Origin of the sequence: Cycloclasticus sp. (assembly GCF_019090545.1) — a bacterium.
Lineage (GTDB): Bacteria > Pseudomonadota > Gammaproteobacteria > Methylococcales > Cycloclasticaceae > Cycloclasticus > Cycloclasticus pugetii.
Map to the genome: position 1 here is coordinate 31,761 of NZ_JAHRVT010000039.1, position 22,995 is coordinate 54,755.

The 22,995-nt window shown below is 39.7% G+C and carries 23 protein-coding genes; 14 read left to right on the forward strand and 9 right to left on the reverse strand.

Annotated features, from left to right (window positions below):
- The first annotated feature begins 79 nt into the window (after positions 1-79).
- The 7 genes from KUG63_RS09680 (at position 80) to KUG63_RS09710 (ending at position 5,540) form a co-directional block, all read left to right on the forward strand.
- Positions 80-766, forward strand: a complete 687-nt coding sequence (locus KUG63_RS09680) for a class I SAM-dependent methyltransferase (protein WP_015005796.1) — start codon at positions 80-82, stop codon at positions 764-766.
- A gap of 25 nt (positions 767-791) precedes the next feature.
- Entirely contained in the window at positions 792-1,412 is a 621-nt protein-coding gene (locus KUG63_RS09685; protein WP_015005795.1) for a LysE family translocator, read from the forward strand.
- Between the two features lie 90 nt (positions 1,413-1,502).
- Entirely contained in the window at positions 1,503-2,927 is a 1,425-nt protein-coding gene (gene cls / locus KUG63_RS09690) for a cardiolipin synthase (protein ID WP_020932704.1), read from the forward strand.
- Between the two features lie 89 nt (positions 2,928-3,016).
- Positions 3,017-3,598 (forward strand): GDP-mannose pyrophosphatase NudK, encoded by a 582-nt coding sequence (gene nudK, locus KUG63_RS09695; RefSeq protein WP_016389414.1) that lies wholly within the window; start codon positions 3,017-3,019, stop codon positions 3,596-3,598.
- Positions 3,599-3,696: 98 nt separating this feature from the next.
- On the forward strand, positions 3,697-4,596 hold the full coding sequence (locus KUG63_RS09700) for a YdiY family protein (RefSeq protein WP_287555023.1): 900 nt from the start codon (positions 3,697-3,699) through the stop codon (positions 4,594-4,596).
- A gap of 128 nt (positions 4,597-4,724) precedes the next feature.
- Complete coding sequence (locus KUG63_RS09705; RefSeq protein WP_015005791.1) at positions 4,725-5,150, forward strand: DUF3010 family protein; 426 nt, start codon at positions 4,725-4,727, stop codon at positions 5,148-5,150.
- A 48-nt stretch (positions 5,151-5,198) separates the two neighbouring features.
- Positions 5,199-5,540: a thioredoxin family protein gene (locus KUG63_RS09710; protein ID WP_016389420.1), complete on the forward strand. Its 342-nt coding sequence runs from the start codon at positions 5,199-5,201 to the stop codon at positions 5,538-5,540.
- A 186-nt stretch (positions 5,541-5,726) separates the two neighbouring features.
- Here KUG63_RS09710 and KUG63_RS09715 read toward each other — a convergent pair whose 3' ends face one another.
- Positions 5,727-6,230 carry a DUF411 domain-containing protein gene (locus tag KUG63_RS09715; RefSeq protein ID WP_016389422.1) on the reverse strand — a complete coding sequence of 168 codons (504 nt, stop codon included), beginning with the start codon at positions 6,228-6,230 and terminating at the stop codon, positions 5,727-5,729.
- A gap of 169 nt (positions 6,231-6,399) precedes the next feature.
- Here KUG63_RS09715 and KUG63_RS09720 point away from each other — a divergent pair, with 169 nt between their 5' ends.
- A complete protein-coding gene (locus KUG63_RS09720) occupies positions 6,400-7,119 on the forward strand; it encodes a Crp/Fnr family transcriptional regulator (RefSeq protein ID WP_016389423.1) in 720 nt (239 codons plus the stop codon).
- 64 nt (positions 7,120-7,183) lie between these two features.
- On the opposite strand, the gene KUG63_RS09725 is transcribed toward KUG63_RS09720, so the two are convergent.
- The 3 genes from KUG63_RS09725 to hcp form a co-directional block, all read right to left on the reverse strand.
- A complete protein-coding gene (locus tag KUG63_RS09725; protein WP_015005787.1) occupies positions 7,184-7,720 on the reverse strand; it encodes an aromatic-ring-hydroxylating dioxygenase subunit beta in 537 nt (178 codons plus the stop codon).
- Between the two features lies 1 nt (position 7,721).
- A complete protein-coding gene (locus tag KUG63_RS09730; RefSeq protein ID WP_016389425.1) occupies positions 7,722-9,050 on the reverse strand; it encodes an aromatic ring-hydroxylating oxygenase subunit alpha in 1,329 nt (442 codons plus the stop codon).
- Between the two features lie 285 nt (positions 9,051-9,335).
- Positions 9,336-11,006: a hydroxylamine reductase gene (hcp, locus tag KUG63_RS09735; RefSeq protein ID WP_020162084.1), complete on the reverse strand. Its 1,671-nt coding sequence runs from the start codon at positions 11,004-11,006 to the stop codon at positions 9,336-9,338.
- An 89-nt stretch (positions 11,007-11,095) separates the two neighbouring features.
- Here hcp and KUG63_RS09740 point away from each other — a divergent pair, with 89 nt between their 5' ends.
- Positions 11,096-11,764: a Crp/Fnr family transcriptional regulator gene (locus KUG63_RS09740; RefSeq protein ID WP_287555029.1), complete on the forward strand. Its 669-nt coding sequence runs from the start codon at positions 11,096-11,098 to the stop codon at positions 11,762-11,764.
- 34 nt (positions 11,765-11,798) lie between these two features.
- Here KUG63_RS09740 and KUG63_RS09745 read toward each other — a convergent pair whose 3' ends face one another.
- From KUG63_RS09745 to KUG63_RS09765, 5 genes are all read right to left on the reverse strand, one after another.
- Entirely contained in the window at positions 11,799-12,698 is a 900-nt protein-coding gene (locus KUG63_RS09745; protein ID WP_287555032.1) for an NAD(P)-dependent oxidoreductase, read from the reverse strand.
- A 170-nt stretch (positions 12,699-12,868) separates the two neighbouring features.
- Complete coding sequence (locus tag KUG63_RS09750) at positions 12,869-15,961, reverse strand: efflux RND transporter permease subunit (RefSeq protein ID WP_287555034.1); 3,093 nt, start codon at positions 15,959-15,961, stop codon at positions 12,869-12,871.
- A complete protein-coding gene (locus KUG63_RS09755; RefSeq protein WP_287555037.1) occupies positions 15,954-17,024 on the reverse strand; it encodes an efflux RND transporter periplasmic adaptor subunit in 1,071 nt (356 codons plus the stop codon). Before KUG63_RS09755 ends, KUG63_RS09750 begins: the two co-directional genes overlap by 8 nt.
- A 131-nt stretch (positions 17,025-17,155) precedes the next feature.
- Positions 17,156-17,449 carry a putative quinol monooxygenase gene (locus tag KUG63_RS09760; protein WP_287555039.1) on the reverse strand — a complete coding sequence of 98 codons (294 nt, stop codon included), beginning with the start codon at positions 17,447-17,449 and terminating at the stop codon, positions 17,156-17,158.
- 281 nt (positions 17,450-17,730) lie between these two features.
- Positions 17,731-18,618 (reverse strand): LysR family transcriptional regulator, encoded by an 888-nt coding sequence (locus tag KUG63_RS09765; RefSeq protein WP_287555042.1) that lies wholly within the window; start codon positions 18,616-18,618, stop codon positions 17,731-17,733.
- 218 nt (positions 18,619-18,836) lie between these two features.
- On the opposite strand from KUG63_RS09765, the gene KUG63_RS09770 reads away from it, so the two are divergent.
- The 5 genes from KUG63_RS09770 to KUG63_RS11890 all read left to right on the forward strand — a co-directional run bounded on the left by KUG63_RS09770 (position 18,837) and on the right by KUG63_RS11890 (position 22,616).
- A complete protein-coding gene (locus KUG63_RS09770) occupies positions 18,837-20,036 on the forward strand; it encodes an OmpP1/FadL family transporter (protein WP_413464121.1) in 1,200 nt (399 codons plus the stop codon).
- A 15-nt stretch (positions 20,037-20,051) separates the two neighbouring features.
- Entirely contained in the window at positions 20,052-20,297 is a 246-nt protein-coding gene (locus KUG63_RS09775; RefSeq protein ID WP_287555046.1) for a hypothetical protein, read from the forward strand.
- Between the two features lie 58 nt (positions 20,298-20,355).
- Positions 20,356-21,696 carry a porin gene (locus KUG63_RS09780; RefSeq protein ID WP_287555048.1) on the forward strand — a complete coding sequence of 447 codons (1,341 nt, stop codon included), beginning with the start codon at positions 20,356-20,358 and terminating at the stop codon, positions 21,694-21,696.
- A 106-nt stretch (positions 21,697-21,802) separates the two neighbouring features.
- Positions 21,803-22,108: a hypothetical protein gene (locus tag KUG63_RS09785; protein WP_287555051.1), complete on the forward strand. Its 306-nt coding sequence runs from the start codon at positions 21,803-21,805 to the stop codon at positions 22,106-22,108.
- Positions 22,109-22,256: 148 nt separating this feature from the next.
- Entirely contained in the window at positions 22,257-22,616 is a 360-nt protein-coding gene (locus tag KUG63_RS11890; protein ID WP_413464122.1) for a DUF3034 family protein, read from the forward strand.
- Positions 22,617-22,995 lie beyond the last annotated feature (379 nt).

A 22,995-nucleotide genomic window follows, 5' to 3' on the forward strand; every position in this document is an offset into this window, starting at 1 on the left:
TGACAGTGTTATGTAACACAGCACAATGTTAGCTCTCCTATGAGAATATAAATGATGTGAAACGCTACCCCTTTTCAATATGGATGATAACTTTTCTGACAAACATATCATTAATTCGTGGTTACAAAATGCAAAACCATGGGTTGTTGCTATTCGTGATAATGAAATAGCAAGCAGAACGCTGCTTACAAATAAGGCAATCACCGACACTATTTTACAAAAAAAGCCTAAAACTGTATTAGATATTGGCTGTGGCGAGGGTTGGTTAGCTAGAAGGCTAAGTGATTCGGGTATTACCACCCTTGGAATAGATGTTGTGCCCGGCCTTGTTGATGAGGCTAACAGACTGGGCGGCGGTATCTTTAAGCTAATACCTTATGAGCAGTTAAGCCAACGTGTTATTAAAGAAAAATTTGATGTGGCTGTTTGTAACTTTTCATTATTAGGTAATGAATCTGTTAATCATGTTTTTAACTGCATACCACATGTTCTAAATGAGCAAGGTTATTTTATTATTCAAACTATCCACCCTATTAACGGCTGCGGACATGTTAAATACCAGGATGGGTGGCGAAAAGGCACTTGGGCTGGCTTTAATCAGCAGTTTACAAACCCACCACCTTGGTACTTTAGAACATTAGAAACATGGAAAGCCCTGTTTAAGCTTAATAAGCTTGAGCTTATTGAAATACTTGAGCCTGTAAACTCACATATAAAAGAAGCCGTTTCTATCATCTTTATTAGTCAGTTGGCGGCTAATAAATAACCAGCACAATCAATAGGCAAAAAGAATGAGCATTATTGAGATTATTACTCTATTCGGCATGATGGTTGCGCTGGCAGCTTTACCCAGTGCAAGTGTTGCTTTAGTTGTTACGCGCTCAGCCACATTTGGTGTAGCCAACGGTGTTGCTGTAACTGCCGGCATCATTCTGGGTGATTTGATATTTATTCTACTGGCTATTGTTGGTTTGTCGGTTGTGGCTGACACCTTGGGTAGCTTATTTATGGTTATTAAATACCTCGGAGCCGCTTACCTACTTTGGTTAGGTTATACGCTCATCACGTCCAACGGTGCTAGCTCAATATCAGTTGATAAAAGCGTTAAACAACAAAATTTATTCGCTAGTTTCGCTGCAGGCTTAATATTAACTTTGGGCGATATTAAAGCCATTATTTTTTACGCTAGTTTCTTACCTGTATTCGTTAATCTGTCTACCGTTCAAACCCCAGATATTCTAATTTTAATTTCTATTATGATTATTAGCCTGGCTAGTGTAAAAATTCTATATGCGTTTTCAGCCGCTAAAATAGTTGCTGTTGCATCCGCTAATAAGTTTGATAACGTGGTTAGAAAAACAGCCGGTAGTTTTATGTTAGCCGCTGGGGGCTACCTAATTTTTAAAGATTAGTAAGCATCGGCAAGTTGATTTGTGACTTTAAAAAATCAGCGTAGACTAATCAGTCTCGGCTAATTTTCATCGCCTCTCGTTAAGAAAAATATGATTACTTTTTGGCTAACTCTAAACTGGCTGATCCAACTGCTACTAATTATGTTGTCGGTTTCAACGGCTTTACATGCACTGATGAATAAAAACGATCCTAGGTCATCACTACTTTGGATTATTACCTGCTTTTCTCTTCCATTTGTTGGCCCTATTCTCTACCTTGTTTTAGGAATAAACCGCGCTCACAATAAAGTTTTATCACTAGGCGCAGTTGCTGATACCTCACTTAGCACTACTCCCAAACCTATTACCTCTGTTGATAAAAAAAGCAGACCTTTATCACCTCATCAACGTCTTAGTTTGGCTGTTACCGGACTACCCTTAAGCGAAGGCAACCAAATACAGATTCTTAGTCAGGGTGAGAATGCTTACCCAGCGATGTTAAAAAGTATTCATGAAGCAACTGAGTGGGTTTATTTATCCATGTACATTTTTGAGTCTAACGGTGTTGGTGAACAGTTTATCGATGCACTGGCTGATGCTGTGGAACGTGGTGTTGATGTTCGTGTGTTACTTGATGGTGTAGGTTCTTGGTACAGTCTCGGTCAAACTAGAAAGGCTCTAGTTGCTCGTGGTGTAACGACACTTACCTTTTTACCCATAGGAAAAATGTTACCGCGCTTTACACTTAACCTGCGTAACCACCGCAAAATTTTATTATGTGACGGAAAACATGCGTTTACGGGCGGAATGAATATCCGCCAATGTCATTTAGTACAAACGTGCCAGCCTAACAGGGCAACTAAAGATTTTATGTTTAGCTTGAAAGGCCCTGTTGTACAACAAATCGGTCAAATATTTGAGAATGACTGGTTTTACGCCTGTGGTGAAAAGCTACCAAGCAAGTACTATGACATTAACACATACGGACAATCATCCTGTCGCGCTATCAGCGATGGTCCGGGCATTAATATAAATGTATTAACAAAAGTAATGATTAGCGCTCTTAACAGTGCTCAATCGAGTATTACACTGGTGACACCCTATTTTTTACCGCCTAATGGGCTGATTATTGCTTTACAGTCTGCTGCACTTAGAGGTGTAGATGTTTCAATATTATTGCCGGTCCATAATAACCAACCTTATATACATTGGGCGATGCGAAATAACATGCGCCATTTTCTAGCCTATGGCGTAAAAATTTATTATCAGCCCAGCCCTTTTGTGCATTCAAAACTGTTACTAATAGACGATCATTATTGCCAAATTGGATCGGCTAATATTGACTCTCGTAGTTTGCGATTAAATTTTGAACTTAATGTCGAAATATTTGATGCTGATTTTGCTCAATCAATGGCCAAAATTATAAACAACGATAAACAACAAGCCATTGAAATAACGCCCCAAAAACTCAATAAACGCTCTTTTGTAATAAAAGCTTGGGATGCCTTTTGGTGGCTTTTTACCCCTTATTTATAAACCCACAGCTTACCTACTCGGCAAGAACACCTTGCGACATTGCAATATAATGAGTAACAGCCAAATAAATATCTATACCCCTCGATATTATGATTCAGAGTATTAAAAATTTAAGTAAAAAATTACTATCCGATAACTGGTATACATTGAATAAATATACCTTCGATTTCCAAAAAGAAAACGGTCAATGGGAGCAACATCAGCGTGAGGTTTATGACCGAGGTAATGGTGCTACGGTACTGCTCTATAGTGCAGCAAAACAGAGCGTTATTCTTACTAGACAGTTTCGTTTACCCAGTTATTTAAATGGCAATAATGACGGCCTTCTCATTGAAACCTGTGCAGGTTTGTTAGACGGCGACGAACCAGAAATATGTATAAAAAAAGAAATTGAGGAAGAAACTGGATACAGTGTTAAAACGGTTAAGAAAATTTTTCAAGCCTATATGTCCCCAGGCGCAGTGACTGAAATACTGCATTTTTTTATTGCTGAATACACACCGCAAATGAAAATAAGTGAAGGCGGAGGACTCGCGCATGAACAAGAAAACATTGAAGTCTTAGAGCTTAATTTTGAAGCGGCATATCAAATGATCGCAACAGGCGATATCGTTGATGCCAAAACTATTATGCTTCTCCAATACGCAAAACTAAATCAACTTTGTTTATAATAATCGGTTTGCAATAAACACACGTGGCCATAGCGCCCCCTATCAAGCAAAACTATTCTTGTTTAACCTGTTTTTCTACCCTATCTAATTATTATTTTATGAAGCCTTTTATCTTTCTGCTGAGCTTAGCTTTTTTCCAATCCGCAATCGCTACTGAAATTAAATTACTCAATGGAGACACCTTGAACGGTGATGTTATTAAAACAGAAAATGGACAAGTCACCCTTTCTCACCCTATTTTAGGCTTAGTAACTATCCCTTCGTCCAACATTAAACCAGCTGTAGTGAGCGAAGAAAAAATAGTCGATAAAAAAGATAACGGCCTATTAGGTACCGGCTTTTTTAAAGACTGGAAAAGATCCGCTGAACTAGGGATTAATGGCAATGAAGGTAATACACAAGATATGGATATTCATATTGGTGTGAATGGGGATTTTTCAAACACAACAAGACGTTGGTCGGTATCCAGTGTATATAACAATGGTAGCGATGATAATGAAACGACAAAAAGTGATTTTTTTGCTCAATTTACAAGAGATTTTCTTAACCCATCAAACCCCCACTTTTCTTTTATAAAGGGTCGATATGACTGGGATGAGTTCGAAGATTGGGATCACCAAATTGACCTATCGGCCGGTGTAGGTAGCCAATTAATAAAAAAAGACGCTTGGTCACTTATTGGTAGAACAGGCCTAGGTGTGAGTAAAGAGTTTGGTGGTGACAATGATGGCTGGACACCAGAAGCACTTTTGGGGCTTGAAAGTTTTTGGGCTATTAGTAAACATCATTCGGTAGAGTTTAAAAACAGCCTATACCCAAATTTGGATAAATTAGGCGAGTTTAGAAATTTAACAGAACTCAATTGGAAAATTGGCCTAGCAGATATTAATAATTTGAATCTAAAAGTAGGGTTTGTTAATGACTATGACTCATTAGCGAACGGTGAGAGTCAAGAAAATGATTTTCAATATCGTCTTTTATTAGCCTTTGATATCTAAACATACCACCTTACCTATAACGCCAATCAACGTGATATGAATCGCCTGCAACGTATGTATCTAACAAGATCATACAAGCTAAAAATGCTAATCTGTCACACATTATTTCAAACAACTAAAAATTATTTATGAAAATTTGTGGTGTAGAACTCTCTGCTAATGATGCTGTTATTTGTTTCCTTCAATTTGAACAGCAAACGTTTAATTTACCCGATTGTCGAGTCCGTAAAGTAAGTTTGCCAAAGGGGCATTCTACTGATGACTTACGACACTTCCAAAAAACTTTTGCTAAATTGATGGCCGACTATGGCATTAACAAGGTGGCCATTAAAGAGCGTGCTTTAAAAGGCAAATTTGCCGGTGGCCCCATTGGTTTTAAATTAGAAGCAACTATTCAGTTGATTGATACACTTGATGTAATAATGCTATCTCAAAAAGAAATTAAGTTAGCTCTATCTGAAAACCGTTTACCAATAAGTTTTTCTGATACTGGATTAAAAGTGTTTCAAGAAACCGCCTTTACCACCGCTTATGCCGCGCATGTTTTGGCATAAGGTGTAGAATTAAACTTTTCGACTAACTCGTTAAAAAAGGCCATCATTATGCAAGCTAGTCAAATAGGGTTTAACCCTCTATACGCTGAAGATAACCCGATTTTAGAAGACATTAGCCAACTGACCGGCTATGCCTTTTTAGAATTTGGAGCCCCATGGTGCGAGCATTGCAAAGCGGCACAATCTGCCATTGAGCAAACCTTAAAACCGCTTCAATTTGCGCACGTTAAGGTTTATGACGGTAAAGGTTTGGCTTTAGGCCGCGCCTTTAAAGTTAGACGCTGGCCTACGTTAATTTTATTAAAAGATGGTGTGGAATTAGCTCGCGTGGTTCGCCCAACGTCTACTGCGCAGGTGAATGCATTACTCTCATCAATGTCTGCTGGCTAAAGTTTTAATTTAAGCTATATATCTGTACTGCGTTAATCATTCAATTAAAACTGATAGCCAACTTCTTTTACATGATCTGCTCTTTTACCGTACACCTGTGTCCAATTAACGCCCATGTATGGCGCTAGGTGAGCATAAGGCAACAAATAAGCACAGCAGCACCTAATGGACGTGAATACATTGAAACTAACTATTTGCACGAATACGTGCATAAACTTGTGAGCCACCATCTTTTTTCAGCAATAAAACATCATAATCGTCACGTCGATCACCCATTTCCATTCCCGGACTTCCAATCGGCATTCCAGGAACAGCAAGACCTAATGCATTAGCAGGTTTTTCAGCTAAAAAACGTTGTATTACCTGCGCTGGAATATGCCCTTCAAAAACATAACCTTCTTTTGATACCGCCGTATGACAAGACTGGTACTGCGGGGCAACTCCCCATTTTGATTTAAGTTCATTTAAATCTAGCGGGTGATGCGTTGTCGATATAAAACCATGTTGCTTTGCGTGGCTTACCCAACCATCACAACATTGACAGGTGGGACTTTTAAAAACATCTAATTGAACCAAGGACGATAGCTCTTCATTGGCATTATTTTTTTGTGTTTGCTGCTCGGTTTCTAAGCAAGCTGTTAGCCCCAATAAAAATGCTAACGGCAAAAGTAGCCTTACTATATTAAACATATTTTCTTTCCTTGTTCTAACCTGAAGTATTTTTGATGTGTGTGATAACCTTATTGTAAACAAATTGTTAATAGATAGAGATTAAAAGATAAGCAAGCTATATTATCAATTGCTAATAGATTAAGAGTGTGATGAAATTCACCGTCAAATTGTAAAACAGTATACTTTTATGCCTGAAGATTGTAAGGATTGCTCATTAGCAAACACCTGTATACCCAGCGCCTTTGCTGAGCATAATATTCATAAACTCGATAAAATTGTATCGCCCACTAAGCAATACCCTCGGCATCGAAATATATACCATCAAGGTAGCAACTTTCAGGCCTTATATATTGTTAAATCGGGTGCGTTAAAAACCTATATTACTAACTCTAAGGGGGATGAAAATATTACAGGTTTTTACATGCCTGGAGATATCGTGGGTCTTGAAAGTATTTCAAAAAGGCGCTACCTAAACACCGCCAAAACACTCACAGACAGTAGACTTTGCAGGGTAAATTATCAGGAGCTGGCCGAATTAAGAAAATATACACCCGCTTTGTCTGACTGGGCTATCAACCTATTTAGTTTGTCGTTGGCTTCTGGCCAAGACTTTTTTAATTGTCTGTCTCAACACACTGCTGTTGCGAGATTAGCGACTTTTCTATTAACCTTATCCAAACGTACCAGCCGATCTGATCAGTACCAATTAGACTTTCAATTACCGATGTCTCGTCAAGATATTGGAAGCTACTTGGGACTTGCCAACGAAACAACCAGCCGTGCCTTTACTAAACTGGTTGATAAAAACTGTATTCATAAAATGAATAAAGAGATTCACATTGTAGATTTAGAGGCTTTGCAAGAATGTTCTAACCTTACTATGGAGCATTCCAAAAAAAGTTATTAAAAAAACCACCAGCCTATATTAACTAGGCTGGTGGTTGGTAAAGTTGAATTAAACGGGCGGCTTACTAAAAGAAACAGTGAATATTTTTGTCAAGCACAACACGTTGATCTAAGGTAATCACCCTTGATGCTAGTTTCCAGTTACCCTTTTCTTTTCTTAATTTATCCATCCGAATACCGTAATGTGTTGCTTGGTCCCTTTGCATACGACTACGAAATAAAATAAAGGCAGAACGCACATCAATTTCGTCGTCGGCCTCAGACCATTGAGCATCTATATTACTGATAATACGACGATTACGAACCCTAGGGTCCTCAGCCCATACAATGCCTGTCGCCATTCTTGCCACACGCATACTCAACATGCCGTAGTCATCATTATATAAATATGTTGTTTGGGAATTGCCCAATACCTTGTTGTCACGGCGATAGCGCACTTCTTGAGTTGGTAGCTGGTAGCTAATATCTTTACATAGCATATTTCCAAGCCAATCATCAAATCGCTCTTCATCCAAGGCTCTTGCTTCTTGTACTAAAAAACGCTCAACTTCAAAGTGAGTAGATTGATCAACGCTTTGTCCTGCTTGTTGTTTATTGCTCATTTTAGCCCCCTACTTTTTTTTGCTCTAATTGAGCCGTCGTTGACAATTCACTCCAAGGTTTACCTTCCATAAACTCTGCCCATCGACGATACATGCCTCGTTGAGGTGCTTCGTTAACCCATCCTTTACTAACCAAACCGGGTAACTCAGGATCAAGGTATTCATGCCCTTTTCCCATACCAAGATAAAGCGTCCCTTGACGTGTAGAATAGCCACGATTAGTTTGTGTGCATTGCTCCATATTCTCACCATCATCACTTTCAAGAATACCCGCTGTACCAAAGGTCAGCATATTATCGGTATGTATCATTTGTTTAAGCTGATCGGGCATTTCTTTTTCAACTAAGGTCCATGTCAGCACCTCAATACTATGCGGGCCACGTGGTTGCCACATTTTGAAAGTATTTGTGCCGTATAAAAATGAACAATTAGGAAAAATTGCAGCATCCCAGTGCCCACGGTAAAACTTCTCACGGTGCTCACCCATTTTTTCTCTAATCAGTGGCGATCTGTCATCCAACCATTTTTGATAGGCTTCAAAAACAGGGCCGCCATGAAGCGCAGCCGCGCCTTCCCAAATAACACCGAACCCATGACCTTCAGGTACGGTAACTTGCAACCCGGATGTTTCAGCATCATAAACGGCATTACCTTTGGCAATGGCTAATGGGCCACCTGCTATTTCTAACGCGGACGCATGTGCCCAACCGACATGGTAGCCATCCCCAATAAAGTTCTCTGTTGGGTTTTTCCAGTTGCAATCTAGAATAGATTTCATCGGAGGGCCGATTAGCTCACAGCCACCGGGCACGTCCATAAATGAATCCATATACCAAGCCATTCCACCTAAGTAATCTTTTAGTGATGGCGCTTCATCATCAAATGTACCAAAGACAAAGCCTTTATAACTCTCTACCCTTATTTTCTTAAGGTGTAAGGCATCCTTATCAATTTCATTATGATAGGCCTGTTTTTCTAAAGGTACATCAACAAGGTTACCATCCATACCAAACACCCAGCCATGGTATGGGCAGGTAAATGATTTAGCATTACCACCATCTGAAAAACAAACGGCATTACCACGATGTGTACATGAGTTTACAAATGCTTTAATACTGCCGTCTTTCTGGCGTGCAACAACAACAGAGTCCTCACCCATCATTGTCGACTGATAATCACCCTCATCGGGAATGATTGATTCATGTGTTAAAAACAACCAACATCGAGCAAAAATTTCTTCCATCTCTTTTTGGTAAATGTCCTCATCCCAAAATATCGCACGATCTTGAATCGCACCGTCTTGTTGGATTAATTTATTAACTGGCTTCATCTTATCTCCTGTGAAATGATCTAACTTTTATTATCATGTCGAAAAACGTGACTCTATCTGCTACGCCTATTAATTAAACTGACCCTAATCAATTTTTTATTTTGGCTTTCTCGCCAAGCCTTGTTTTAGAGCACTATTTTCTTATTAAATGATCTAGATCAGATTCACCGCTGGTGATTTTTTCTTATACAAGCCATCTCGATTCATCAGTGACATCAATGGTTATTAATATAAAAAAGAGCGCTCTAGGCGCTCTTTTTTAATCAGAATGTTATTAGTTAAATATTAAGCGGCTTGTTGAGCCAATGCTTTTGCTAAATCTTCTGAGGCCACACCATTCGGTTTAATATCAAACGTTTCTACAAGAATATTAAGAAGATTGGGGGTGATAAAACCGGGCAATGTTGGCCCTAGGTGAATGCCTTTTATACCCAATGATAACAAGCTCAGTAAAACCGCAACCGCTTTTTGTTCAAACCATGAAACCATATAAGATAGTGGTAAATCATTAACGCCACAGTCAAACTCTTTAGCCAATGCCAAGGCAATTTGAATAGCCGAGTATGTGTCATTACATTGGCCAACATCTAATAAACGAGGGATACCACCGATATCGCCTAAGTCCTGATCATTGAAACGGTATTTACCACAGCCTAATGTTAAAACAACGGTATCATCGGGTGTTTGCTCAACCAGCTCTGTGTAGTAATTACGACCGGGGGCCGCACCGTCACAACCACCGACTACAAAGAAATGACTAATATCGCCGCTTTTAACCGCTTCAACCACTTTGTCTGCAACACTCAATACGGTATGACGACCAAAGCCAACCATCACTGATTTTTCTTCTTCATCTTCGGTAAAACCTTCGGCTGCTTTAGCCGCTTCAATCGCCAAGGTAAAATCACCATGTTCCAGATGTGGTACCCCAGGCCAACCGACCGGTCCAGCAGTAAAAATTCTATCTTTATAAGAATCTTGTGGCTCAATTAAACAGTTTGATGTCATGATGATGGCACCTGGAAAGGCAGCAAATTCCACATGTTGGTTTTGCCAAGCCGTGCCATAATTACCAATTAAGTGAGGATATGCTTTTAGCTTTGGATAGGCATGAGCAGGCAACATTTCTCCATGAGTGTAAATATTAATACCCGTATCTTTGGTTTGTTCAAGCAAGTCATAAAGGTCTTGCATATCATGCCCACTGACTAAAATGGCTTTCCCTTTAACCGCCGTTGTTCTTGCTGCACCCGCTTCTTGAGCACCAAATTGACCGGTATTAGCCGCATCCAGTAATTCCATTACTTTTAGGTTAATAGCCCCTACTTCTAGACAACCTCCGAGTAGAAGCTCTGCATCAGTTGGTTCGTTCGCTAACAAATCTAACGCTTTTTCAATGCGCTCAAAAACTTCTTCATTTTGGTAACCTAAAACATGCGCATGGTAGCAATATGCCGCTACACCTTTAAGGCCATAAAGCATCATGGCACGTAAACCAACAATATCTTCTCCAACAATGTCTAAGTCTTTATCAATCGCTGCGTGTTCAACCTGCAACAACAAACCTGCTTTAACCGTCGCTGGCTCCCACACTGCTGGCCCTTCTGGCGTTTCAATAGGTACATTTTGTTCTACGGCGGCATGTTCATACGCTTCCCTAAGACGATCTCGTATTTGTTTAGCTTCAGCAATGAGCTCAACAAAACGATCTGCATTAAAGTTAACATTGGTTAAGGTCGTAAATAACCCATATAAAATAAAAACATCTGCTTCATTGTCTGTGTGGCCTAACTCACGAGCCAACTTTGCATATTGCGCAATGCCTTTAACGCTGTAGGTCATTAAATCCTGTAAATCAGCGGTAGTAGCATCTTTACCGCAAACCCCTTGTGCTGTTTGGCAGCCAATACCATTTTTCTTTGAATGTGCTGTTTGTTCGCATTGATAACAAAACATGTTAGTCTCCTTTGTCTTTTACATGTGTGGCGAATTCTAGGTAGCGCTCCTTCCGTTGTAATTGACCTACATCAAGAAACCAAAAATACATGACTTCACTACGCCAACATTTATTATTTGCCAGCTTTAATGAGCAACAATTTAGTCAAATTGAAACGGCGACTAGCGCGCTTTCACTCAACGATGGGAACCATTTATTTCACCAGCAAGACCCAGCCAAGTACTTTTATTATTTACAGGCCGGCGAGATTAAACTGTATCGCCTCTCTACCAATGGTGAGGAAAAAGTCATCGAACTAATTCGTCCAGGACAAACATTTGCTGAAGCAGTAATGTTTATGAACTTTCAACATTATCCAGTGCATGCGCAAGCGATTAGTGACAGCGAACTGATACAAATTAAAATGAGTACGTTTCTTAAACTACTCGATCAGTCACCCGCCACTTGTTTGAAAATACTGGCTAAAATGAGTCAACGCTTACATGGAAGTATTCAGGAGATTGATCAGCTAACCTTACAAAATGCTACCATGCGTGTTGTTCAATTTATGCTCCAAGGCATCACTAACGATGCCCTATCCCCTTATAAAATACAATGGACAGCACCAAAGGCAACCCTAGCGTCACGCCTATCCGTACGGCCTGAAACCTTTTCTAGAATTTTAAAACAATTAACACGCGATGGCCTGATTGAGGTACAAGGCAAAACGATTACTATTCTAAATTTAGAGGCTTTACGTCTGCATATAAACATTTAACCTGCTTATATAGCTTATATAAAAGAGTCTTTTCTTAGCGGCTTTTCATCGTTGCATAAAACTCATCTCTTGCCATATCAACCAAAGCAAACAGGTCAGCATCTTGCCAACCCTCTTTCATTGCCTTATCCATATAGCTCAACAACTCTTCAGCAAGCGGTAGTTTTAAACTGACATCTTCGGCACTTTGCTTAACCGCTTGTAGGTCTTTATGGCCTAGTTTTAAGGTTCCACGTCCTTGGTCAAAACGCTCGTTTTCAGCCATCGGCAGCATAAAGTCAATAACATGCCTCGGCGCAACGCAATCTGCCAATACATCAAGAACCATTTTAGCCTTAAGCCCATGTGCTTCGGCCAAAGCAATGGCTTCTGATATGCCTGTTATGGTAGAAACAAAGGTCAACTGGTGACACAATTTTAGTAATTGCCCATTACCCGACCCACCTAAATAGTGAATTTTATTTGCAAATGAGGAGAGGATCGGCCGCACTCGCTGATAGCTTGGCTCTTCTCCACCGACCATCATGGCCAAGGTACCAGCATCAGCCCAAGGCGTTGAACCACTAACAGGAGCATCTAAAAAAACTTTACCTTTAGCACTGGCCAGTTTTGCTAACTGCCGACACTGCCCGCTGGGCGTTGTGCCTAAATCAACAATAATGCCTCCCTCATCCATGCCATCTAACAAACCACCTTCTTCACAGATCAACTTTTCCATGATATCGGCATGAGACACACTGACAAACACGAGGTTTTTATCGCTGCCTAACGGCACACCTTGTTCAAGTGCTGTTGCTCCTTTCTCAACCATCGCGTTAACAGCTTGAGCGGATAAGTCATGAACCTTAACGCTATGGCCAGCCTGTATAATTCTAGAAACAATAGCTTGCCCCATTGCACCAAGCCCGACAAACCCAATTTTCAATGCCCTCAAATTAACTACCTCTTTATAAATATATTACTGACAAAATGACAGAATCAGCGCGATTATATATGTCTGATTTTGTATTCTTTATGTCTAATTACAAAACGTTTTAGTTTCATAGTTAAAGCTGGCGTTGCGCATTTAAGATAATAGTTAACTGTCTATATTATAAGGACTCATTAGGCCTGTGTTCTTTCAACCTTAAAAAAAGCAACATACATAGATGGGAAAACAAACAGTGTTAGCAAAGTTGCCACCCATAGGCCATTCATCATCGTAATCGCCATTGGTCCCCAAAAATAGTCGCTTACAAGAGGTATCATTGCAAGAATAGCTGCTAATGCCGTTAATATAATAGGCCGAGCACGGCGTACAGTCGATTCCAAAACAGCATCCCAAGCTGAATAACCCGCAGCCAAATCTTGATCAATTTGATCCATTAATATAATCGTATTTCGAATAATAATCCCAACCAAGGCGAGCATCCCTAGACGAGCAACTAGGCCAAATGATAAATCTAACAGCAATAATATTGAGACGACACCAATCAAGCCTAATGGCACAGTCATCAGCACTAAAGCCATTTTTTTCATGCTATTTAGCTGGAGCATTAATAAGGTTAAAATAGCCACCAGCATAAACGGTAATGTCTGGGCCAGCATCCCATCAACCTCCTGAGAAATATCTACTTCACCAAATACTTCAATGTGATAACCACTGGGCAAGGTTTCACGAAGTTTATCCACCTTCGGTTGCAGCTCTTTCACCACATCAAAATTTAGCACGTCCTTTTCTAACAAAGATTGAACAATCACAGAGCGATAACCGCTATAGCGCCAGATAACACCATCTTCCAGTGTTAGGTTAATCTCTGCTAGCTCTGACAGTGCTACTGTAGTGCCATTACCTATTGGAACCTGTAAATATTTAATCTTATCTAAGTTGTACCGATTGCCTGACTGGTTACGAAGTACAACATCAATATGGTCATTGCCCTCTCGATACTGGGTAACAGGTAAGCCATCTAACATGGCACGAAGTGTTTTACTTAATTTAGCTGGGGTGGTTCCACTAGCAGCAACAAGGGAAAGGTCTAGCTTAATATCCACTGACATCGTTTTTTCTCGACGATTATCATGCACATCACGTGTTGCTGGATGGTCATTCACAATCTCTTTTAATTGTTCGGCAATGGTGTCTAACTGATCGGGTTGATTACCTGTAATTAAGTACTGCAAGGGGTAGCTAAAGGGTAAACCATACATAAGGCTGTATACCCGAGTACGTAAATTAGGTTGATGCGTAGCAAAATAATCACTTAATAGTTTCTTTATCTCTTCACGTGCATTTAGGTTTTTGGCAATAACAACAATTTTGCTGTAATTAGCATTAGGTTGTTCTACAAACATATCATTCTGTACGCGCAAAGAGTCTCCCCCTACATAAGTAATATAGCTTTTAACTCCCGTTTGCTGATCGAGCAAGTTTTCAACTTTTTTAATTTGGCTTTCCATGTATTTATAATTCGTACCTTCTGGATACCATACATCTACTAATGCTTCAGGTCGGTCATTTCCTGGAAAAAACTCCATTTTAACGCTCTGCATACCAACAATTGTAAGAACGAATAATGAAGTGGTAAAACCCAGTACCGTTTTTTTATGTGTCATGCACCAGACAATCAGAGCCCGAAATTTATTGTAATAAGCAGTTTGATACATCCCGTCATTATCTGCATTGCTTTTTTTGCTTTGCTGTCCTTGTTTGTGCTCCGCTTTTAATAACTTAAACGATAAATATGGCGTTAACAAAACGGCTACTAACCATGAGGTTACCAACGAAGCAGTAATCACCACAAAAAGACTTCCTAATATCTCTCTGGGTGAGGCATTAACAATAAAAACAGGTAGAAAACCGACCGACGCAATTAATGTCCCACTTAGCATAGGCATGGCTGTTGATGTATACGTGAAAGTAGCTGCTTTTAATCGGTCCCAGCCTTGCTCAAGTTTTACGTGCACTAATTCGACAACAATCATCGCATCATCCACCAGCAAACCCAGTGAAATAACTAACGCACCTAAAGAGACTCTTGTTAATGGAATATCCCATACGTACATCAAAACAAAAACAACCCCTAATACAACAGGAATAGCTAACGCTACAATAAATCCTGTACGAAAACCGAGTGAAAAATAGCAAACAATCAAAACTATTATAATTGCCAGCACCAGCTTGAGAACAAACCGGTTAATTTGCTCCTGAACTGATTGGGGTTGATCAGCTACCAATGAGACATTTATTCCTACCGGTAATTGCTCAGAAAACTTCGTCATGGTTTGCTTAACGTCATCAGATAAGCTTAATAATTGATACCCTTCACGCATCGTTATGCCTAAGCCGATAGAGGGCATCCCATTAACCCGCATTCTAAAAATGGGGGGATCATCGTAACCTCGATGAATGTTAGCAATGTCTTCTAAGTAAATAACGCTGCCATCTGTTAAGCCAATAGGCATTTTTTTAACGTCATCAAGGGAGCTAAAACGATCATTTAGACGAAGTCGATAATAAGATTGCCTTCCTTCGATACGTCCTCTGTTTTGAACCGCATTATGTTCGTTTAATAAAATACCTATTTGCAGTGGATCTAAACCGAGTGCAGACATACGCTTATCGTCCAGCTCTACAAATATTTTTTCATTTTGAACACTATATAGAATAGCCTTTTCTACCGATTCAATACGCACTAATGCATTACGTGCTTTCTCGGCATAATCTTTAATATCTGCAAACGAATAGTCTTCACTATTAAAGCTATACACCATTGAAAAAATATCACCAAACTCATCATTAAAGAATGGACCTTGTACGCCTTCGGGTAAGCGGTGAGTGATATCACTGATTTTTTTTCGTATATCATACGCGCGATCCTTCATCTCAGTCGCCGCGTTCGGCATAAAGTCGTCGATATTTACAACCAACCATGCCTCACCTGGTTTACTAAATGAGCTTACATTTTTAAGCCAAGGCACTTCAAGTAATTTAGTTTCAATTGGGTCGGTTACGAACTGAGACATTTCCTCTGCTGACGACCCTGGCCATTTAACACTAACAACAACAGTTTTTATTGCAAAAGCAGGCAAATCACGTTGCCCTAGTTTGAAAAAAGCAAACGTTCCGGTTATTAACGTAATAATCATCAGGTAAATAAGAAACTGAGAGTGTTCTATCCCCCATCGTGCAAGGTTCATTGGCTCTTTATCACTCATTGGCTAAAACTCTAACCGTACTACCATCTTCAATTTTATTAGCGCCAGCAATGACCACCCATTGACCGTTCTTTAAGCCATTAACGATGCTCACATGGTCTGCAAGCGGCTCACCCAATATGACCTCTTGAGCATGCACTTGCTTTGTTGTTGCATCAACGATCATGACGACCTTTTGGCCATCTTTCATAACAATAGCGGACGTTGGCAATAGCCCCATACGCTTCTCTTTTATCGCAAATAAAGCATGCCCAGTCATGCCCAGTTTTACCCCATTCGGTTGTTCCTTAAAGCTCAGCTTTACTTTATAAGAAGGGGAGTTAAAATTTGAAATAGGGCTAATTTCACGTACTGATGCAGCATACTTTTTATCATCATATGCCCAAAGTGTAACGCTCACTGACTGACCAATTGATAGTTGATTAACTTCTTTCTCTGCCACTGCCGTAACAAACTCCCAATCACCTTGCCAAGCTAACATTGCAATAGCTGCCCCGGGTGCAACAACATCACCGACTTCTGAGCTTAATGAAACGACAACACCATCTGCCGGTGCTAGTACTTGAGTGTAACCATGTTGATTCTTACGTTGGGCATATTCCGCTTTTATCACTTTTAATTCAGCATAGGCGGCTCTTTCAATATTAATGGCTTTATCAAGTTCAGATTGCCCAATAAACTTTTTTTGACGTAATTCTTTAGCTCGAGCCAAATCACGCTGAGCTCTTTGCAAATCAGCTTCTGCTGCTTTTTTCTTATTTAAATAACTTTCATTGCTCAGCACATAATCTTTAGCATCTAGTACTGCGATTGGATCACCTTTTTGCACCTCATCACCAACGTCAACTAGGCGCTCAATCAAACGACCTTCTACCTGAAATGACAATTGAGTCTGATACCGAGCTTGAACACGGCCAGGGTAATCCATGATACGAGTGGCTGGTTGATATGAAAAAGTAGTCACATCAACAAGCCTATTTAGTGGTTGATTATTCGTTACATCACCACAAGCACTAAGAATAATGGATAAAGTAGCCACCAGAACAACAGGTAAAGTATGCATAAATTTTTATTATTATAAAATTTGGGGGCTGCTGGACAGCCCCTCTCGATTTTAATACCTAGAAAAGGTATCAAATATAATTTAGCTGAACTGAACGTTATTTACATCCAGTCTATTATTTTTTAAAAAGCTTATATACCTAATGTTAAAAGAAACTTAGAAACAGGTGGCGCTGCTAGTAGAGCACCCAGCTTGTCTAAATCGCCTCGTTCTGCACGCCAAGCAATGTAACTTTCATGGTCTACACGTGTATCCCACTTTTCGAGTAATACGATATTTAATGGGTCATCATCATTGCATGTCACTACAATACTCTGGCAACCTTTATAACTACGTGTATCGGGTAAAATTGCTTCCAGTGTATTTAAAAGTGCTTCACGGTTTTCTTCACTTACTTGTAACTCTAAGGTAACGTCTATAGCCATTTTTTTCTCCTATTTTAATTTTCATTATTTGTTTGGTATCAAGAGTCAGTTTGATTTGACACCAAAAATACTAACAGAAAAGTGATCCATGAATCAGGGTTCGAACCTACTCCTAATTACAATCTATCTAATAGACCACTTAGTTGTTCATAGTCACTAAACCATGTATATCTGAAAAGTTAATAATTTTTTAATAAATGCCAGATTAACAGCCTATAGTGCTGCGCTTTTTTGTTTCAAAAAAACATCATTGCTAAATAATACTACTTTTACCTGCCTCATCAACCTAATTTTAAGTTTTTACTGATAAAATCACTGAATAACTGAATTTTCAATTGCCTGTATTGCCTTTCCTGATACACCAAGTATACACCGGCTAAGCCTAAATCATACCCTGGTAATAGCTCAACTAACCGTCCCTCTTTGAGTTCTTCAGCAACCATAAAGTGGGTCAACACCGAGATGCCTGCGCCTGCTAATAATAAGTTTTTAACAGCTTGCGCATTATTTGTCTTTATATTGCCTTTAACTGTCACCTTCTCAGTTTGTTTCTTATGTTTAAACACCCACTCCGTTGGGTTTGATAATAATGTACAAATAACCCATTGATGGTTTTCTAATTCTTTAGGTGTCGAAACAGGGCTATATTTCTTTATATAAGATGGACTCGCCAATAATACCATTCTTGAATCTGTGATCTTTTTAGCAACCAAATTCGAATCCTTAAGCCACCCAACTCGAATACTGACATCAATCGCTTCTTCAAGCATATCAACCACTTGGTCTTGCAACATAAAGTCAATTTTAATGTGTGGATATAAACGCATAAATTCTACGATTAACGGTGCAATATAAGTATTGCCAATGCTGTTAGTAGCCGCCACCTTTAAGGAACCCTTAGGTTGATTCTGAAGAACACTGATTTCATTTTCCATGAATTGTGTTTCGTCAATTATTCGTTGGCAACTTTGAAAGTAGATTTTTCCAACTTCAGTTAAGTTAAGCTGCCGAGTTGTTCGATTTAACAACCTTGCACCTACTTGTTTTTCCAATAGGTTAATGTGCCGACTAACCGCTGATTTCGCCATTTTAAGTTCTTTAGCTGCTTCAGTAAAACTGCCTAAATCAGCGACACGATGAAAAATTATCATTCGATTAAGGTTTTGCATGAGTTATTGTTCTATAAAAGAGAACAGTTTATTTCATTATTGGCATATTGTTAAACTTTATAGAAATTAATATTATGTCAACAACAGTAACCCTCCCGCCTTTTTTTTAAATAATCATGCCACGTAATTTAAAACCCTTAATCTGGGTTGCTCTCCTTCTTTCGATTCAGTCTGCGCACGCAATCAATGGGTATTTTGCCATTGCTTACGGCGCCAAAATGACGGGCATGGCTGGTGCAGCGATTGCCTTTCCTGAAGACACTTTAACAGGTGCTGTGAACCCTGCCGGTATGTCTCAAGTAGAGGGGTTAGATATTGGCGCTCGTTTTCTCTATTTACCTCGTGATGCAGAATTTGACTGCCGAGGTATCGGTGCTTGTGATGAGCTGGTTCGCGATGACAGCCAACGCGATTACTGGATCGTTCCGAACTTTGGTTGGAATAAACGATTAAATGACAAAAGCACACTAGGAGTAACTGTCTTCGGTAATGGCGGCATTAACACGGCTTATAGAAAGCGTCTATTTACTGAAACAGCTGAACGCGTTTTTGGAGCACCAAGCATAACGACAAACGGCCATTTAGGTGTGGATTTTGCGCAGCTCATTATCGCCACCACCTACACTTATGAAGTCTCTCCAGATAACTATATTGGAGTGTCTCCTTTATTTGGTATTCAGAAATTTAGTGCGCAAGGTTTAGATTTCTTCCAAGGCATATCGTCAGACACAGGCAGCCTAACAGACAGAGGGGACGAAGTATCCTATGGATTGGGCATTAAATTGGGATGGTTCTATAAACCTAACGATACTTACCAATTTGGCGCCTACTATGCACCTAAAATGCAAATGACCAAAATGAAAAAGTATTCTGGCCTACTTGCTAACAATGGTGAGTTTGATATTCCTTCCAATTATGGGGTGGGTTTGGCTATCAATTTTTCAAAGCAACTATCTATTGCTTTAGATGTGACACGCATTAACTACAAAGACATTGAGGCTTTATCTAATCCAGTCCCTACAGCTTCAGAACTAAACCCTATGGCCGGCTTCTCCGAAGACAGGTTACTTGGTGCAAAAAACAGCGTTGGTTTTGGTTGGAAAAGTATTACCGCTTATTCATTAGGTGTTCGCTACATTTTTGACGACAAAATAACCCTTCGAGCTGGTGCAAACGTGGGTGAAGAACAAATTCCTAGACAATCAGGGCTACTAAACCCTATTACGCCAGCTATGCCGGCTAAACACTTAACTGCTGGGTTTAGCTACAAAAACAGTAAGCATTCAGAGTGGTCATTTGCTGTTATGCACGCTTTTCGTAATGAATTAACCGCCCAAAACACAGCCTTTTTAGGGGCAGATGTTAAGTTTGGCATTGCTGAGACGACCTTAGATATTAATTACAGCTATAGCTACTAATTAAGCTATTAAAAAATGACACGTTTTATTACACCTATAAAAACTGCTCCCTATATTAATCATGCTGGGTATGACAAACACCGTGCTAATAAAGCCATTGGAAATCATCATGTGGATCCCATTTCGTTTGGCGTGCCATTTATCGCCACCCCCAATCTTATTCAACGTTTTGAGTTAAATATCGAGCTGAACCAGCCCGACCCATCATGCTTTTATGTTGGCTACTCAACAAGTTATACCGATTACCCAAGCCTAACCTGACTGTTTTTTTGTAAAACCAAAAGTTCCTATGCTAAAAATAAAAATAATATTACTATCTGTGTTTACACTAATCAGCCTACCTTCTTTTGCTGACTCCTCACAAGCCTATGCTAATGCCGTGTTGGATGCACTTCAGCAAAAAGGTTTGCTAAGCCAAGATGAAGTGGCAAACATAAAGCAACAAGCCAACCAGGCACAATTAAAAGCCAATATAGCTACAAAAAACACTGTTAAATCTCTCCCCAACCAACTTGTTGCTGCTACAAAAGGAAGCCTTAACAAGGCCAGCCCAACGATTAATCTTTGGGGTAAATTACAGCCCCGCTATACTTTTGTACCATCAAAAAATGGCCTACAAGGAACAAATAGCTTTACCTTAAGACGTGCACGGCTTGGTTTAAGTGGATTTTTGGCAGACAACGTTGCCTACCGTTTTCAATATGATGCTGCGAATGAAGTCCAAGGACTCTCGAATGCACAAAAACTACTGGATGCATGGGTTAGTTTTAAGCATTTTGACGACTCCCTTGGCAGCATTACCTTTGGACAGCAATTTGCCCCTGGTTATACAAGACGGCCTCATACTTCCGCCAGCGTTGAGCGTAAGTTTAGTGAATATTTATCACCTGGCGACACAGGTCGAGTTCGTGGAATTTCCATTAGAAAAGGTGATATGGGCCTACCTGAAAGCAACTCAAAAGGTTTTTTTGGTAATCGCTTACATTATGGAGTGGGATTATTTAACAGCCCTGACTTATCACTCAATAACGACAATAACGATTTAATGTTCTCAACAGCCATTTCTTTGAGACCCACTGGTATATCACCTAGCGATGATGAATATCAATTTAAAGATAGGCCCCTCGCATACAGTCTTGGTATTGCCTACAGCTCCTCTTTAGACTCTGCCACGCTAGATACCAAATTTCAACCCAGTGGGGTTGAGTTAGACAATCAATGGCTTGGAGCACATATCGACGTTCAGGCACACCATTGGTGGTTATGGGCATCTTGGGCGCAATTTAAATCTGATGCTCAAGATGGTTTAGCTTTAAATGCACAAGGCGAGAACACAAACAGCTTAAGCTCAGATGCCTTTACTTTAGGTCTTAGTCGCGCTTATTTACTGAATTCTGAGCACATGGGGTGGGCATGGGCTTTACAGTACCAACATGTGAATAATGAACACCCCTCAAGGACAAGGTTCTTTAGACCATTAACCGGTCAATCATCTGATGAATTAGCACGTGGCATGAATCAAGGCAGCGTCTACCAAACTATGTTCACTTGGCAGTTTGATGAAAATGTTAGGCTTATTAATGAGCTCTCATACTATCAACCAAGTGATGACGGCTTTAGCTACCCTGCTTTTATTAGCCAGCTTCAAGTTGCTTTTTAAAAAAACTTCAAAACTTAATACCTAAAACGTCTAAATGCCTCTTAAATCGCTGACCCTATTTATCGTTATTTTATCGTGCAACAACTTATATGCCGCTCCCCCTTTCATGAACTTTGAAGGCGTTGGTGGTGGAGGTATTGTACCGGGCGCCTACAGAGTTAACCCTCCAAAAAATGGCGATACCTTTGGTAAACCGGCTATTTCAAATTGGGATCTTATTGGTATCAATGAAAACAATGACAACCTTTATAGCAATGCAATTACAATCTCATTCCTTGATCGCTATGAAATGGGTTACGCATTAGAACAGGTTGATTTTAGACGAATTCGATCCAGTATTTTAAACGCGACCACGCTGGATGTTAAACCGGCACCATTTATATGCACAACCTACATTACAAAACTGTTTTAGCCCATGAAACAGCTAAACGACCCGCCTTTGCTATTACTGCTGAGCTAAAGTATAACGAAACAATTGATGAACAAAATAAAAACATATGCCATGCTTTAGACGCACTTGGTTTAGATGATAACCTTGGCATAGATATCAATTTCTCAGTATCCAACACAAAACCAGTTTATTAGGTTACCCTGTTGTCTTTAATGGAAATATTCGCCTCACTAAAGGACATTATCTTGGGCTTTTAGGTTTCTCTAAAAGCTACACAGCTAATGCTGAGGTATCCATTGCCATTATTCCAACGCAGACTTTCGGATATGGTTTTGAATTTCGACAACAAAATGATTCACTCAAACCCGTAACAGCCGATTTAGACATGAAAGAGGATGCGTTTTGGGATATATTCATTTCCTGGATGCCCAATAAGAAACTATCATTTGCAGCCGCTTATACTCGTTTTGGTAATATCGTTAATAAGGATGTTGATTTTTTTGTATTCAATGCAAAATACGACTTTTAAATTAACTCATGTCAATTAAATAATCGGTACTTATATATTAAGCCACCGGCAAACTTTTTCACCTACTCCAAATAGGTTTATCACGCCTTGAGCCACCTACCTTAGACTTCCTAATAGGGTACCCCATAAAACCAAGATACTGGCCGACATAGCAGTGTCTTGAAAATAGAAGAGCATCTAGGCTATTTACAGCCGGTAAGCTGCCCTATATTACAGGTTTAAAGTGCAGCTGATAACATTACCTATTGACCCTGTCTTGAATTACCAAAAGACCTACCTCAAATGGACTGGCTATAAACGTTAGACGCAATGTTGGGCACGATAATCAGCTCACCGCTAAAGAAAATTTAATAAATGCTGTGATAGTGACTTTAGTAAA

Excerpts from the sequence above, each read along its gene's own strand:
- KUG63_RS09680 (WP_015005796.1), top strand. The coding sequence starts at position 80 with ATGGATGATAACTTTTCTGACAAACATATCATTAATTCGTGGTTACAA.
- KUG63_RS09685 (WP_015005795.1), top strand. The coding sequence starts at position 792 with ATGAGCATTATTGAGATTATTACTCTATTCGGCATGATGGTTGCGCTG.
- cls (WP_020932704.1), top strand. The coding sequence starts at position 1,503 with ATGATTACTTTTTGGCTAACTCTAAACTGGCTGATCCAACTGCTACTA.
- nudK (WP_016389414.1), top strand. The coding sequence starts at position 3,017 with ATGATTCAGAGTATTAAAAATTTAAGTAAAAAATTACTATCCGATAAC.
- KUG63_RS09700 (WP_287555023.1), top strand. The coding sequence starts at position 3,697 with ATGAAGCCTTTTATCTTTCTGCTGAGCTTAGCTTTTTTCCAATCCGCA.
- KUG63_RS09705 (WP_015005791.1), top strand. The coding sequence starts at position 4,725 with ATGAAAATTTGTGGTGTAGAACTCTCTGCTAATGATGCTGTTATTTGT.
- KUG63_RS09710 (WP_016389420.1), top strand. The coding sequence starts at position 5,199 with ATGCAAGCTAGTCAAATAGGGTTTAACCCTCTATACGCTGAAGATAAC.
- KUG63_RS09715 (WP_016389422.1), bottom strand. The coding sequence starts at position 6,230 with ATGTTTAATATAGTAAGGCTACTTTTGCCGTTAGCATTTTTATTGGGG.
- KUG63_RS09720 (WP_016389423.1), top strand. The coding sequence starts at position 6,400 with ATGCCTGAAGATTGTAAGGATTGCTCATTAGCAAACACCTGTATACCC.
- KUG63_RS09725 (WP_015005787.1), bottom strand. The coding sequence starts at position 7,720 with ATGAGCAATAAACAACAAGCAGGACAAAGCGTTGATCAATCTACTCAC.
- KUG63_RS09730 (WP_016389425.1), bottom strand. The coding sequence starts at position 9,050 with ATGAAGCCAGTTAATAAATTAATCCAACAAGACGGTGCGATTCAAGAT.
- hcp (WP_020162084.1), bottom strand. The coding sequence starts at position 11,006 with ATGTTTTGTTATCAATGCGAACAAACAGCACATTCAAAGAAAAATGGT.
- KUG63_RS09740 (WP_287555029.1), top strand. The coding sequence starts at position 11,096 with ATGACTTCACTACGCCAACATTTATTATTTGCCAGCTTTAATGAGCAA.
- KUG63_RS09750 (WP_287555034.1), bottom strand. The coding sequence starts at position 15,961 with ATGAGTGATAAAGAGCCAATGAACCTTGCACGATGGGGGATAGAACAC.
- KUG63_RS09755 (WP_287555037.1), bottom strand. The coding sequence starts at position 17,024 with ATGCATACTTTACCTGTTGTTCTGGTGGCTACTTTATCCATTATTCTT.
- KUG63_RS09760 (WP_287555039.1), bottom strand. The coding sequence starts at position 17,449 with ATGGCTATAGACGTTACCTTAGAGTTACAAGTAAGTGAAGAAAACCGT.
- KUG63_RS09765 (WP_287555042.1), bottom strand. The coding sequence starts at position 18,618 with ATGCAAAACCTTAATCGAATGATAATTTTTCATCGTGTCGCTGATTTA.
- KUG63_RS09770 (WP_413464121.1), top strand. The coding sequence starts at position 18,837 with ATGACGGGCATGGCTGGTGCAGCGATTGCCTTTCCTGAAGACACTTTA.
- KUG63_RS09775 (WP_287555046.1), top strand. The coding sequence starts at position 20,052 with ATGACACGTTTTATTACACCTATAAAAACTGCTCCCTATATTAATCAT.
- KUG63_RS09785 (WP_287555051.1), top strand. The coding sequence starts at position 21,803 with ATGAACTTTGAAGGCGTTGGTGGTGGAGGTATTGTACCGGGCGCCTAC.